The following is a 594-nucleotide window of genomic DNA, read 5'->3' on the forward strand; positions in this document are numbered from 1 at the left end:
GTGCATTTATTGAACGAGCTCAAGCCGTGAAGACGATCCTTGAAGGCACTGGCGTCCCGTTAATCATCAATGATCGTGTTGATGTTGCCCTTGCCGTCGATGCCGATGGTGTTCACCTCGGGCAGTCAGACATGCCAGCAGAGATCGCTCGTCAATTGATTGGCCCAAACAAGATTCTCGGCTTATCGATTGAGACTGAAGAGCAGCTGGCAGAAGTAAACTCTCTGCCGATTGATTACATCGGTTTGAGCGCGATCTTCGCGACGCCAACCAAAACCAACACCAAAAAACATTGGGGTATTGATGGTTTGAAAATGGCGTTAGAGACGACTTCACTGCCGATTGTTGCCATTGGCGGCATTAACGAAAGTAACATTCCGCAACTCAGCGCCACTGGTGTTCATGGCTTAGCTTTGGTTTCAGCGATTTTCCACGCAGAAGATCCAAAAGCCGCATCGGAATATTTATTAGGGTTGATGAGCTAACCTTGCTCACGCCTGAACAAAGCGCTTATGGATGAGCGCGTTTGCCTTTCAGTACTTTCAACAACCTCTCCTTTCACAACGAAGAGCTGCAATGTCACTTTCACGCTCG

General features: G+C 48.5%; 1 protein-coding gene. It reads left to right on the forward strand.

The genetic code is table 11. The features are described 5' to 3' along the window. On the forward strand, positions 1 to 485 hold a 485-nt coding region (thiE, locus tag R7R78_RS27930), incomplete at its 5' end, for a thiamine phosphate synthase (RefSeq protein WP_225474828.1). Positions 486 to 594 lie beyond the last annotated feature (109 nt).

It is taken from the genome of Vibrio sp. 2134-1 (genome assembly GCF_033339495.1).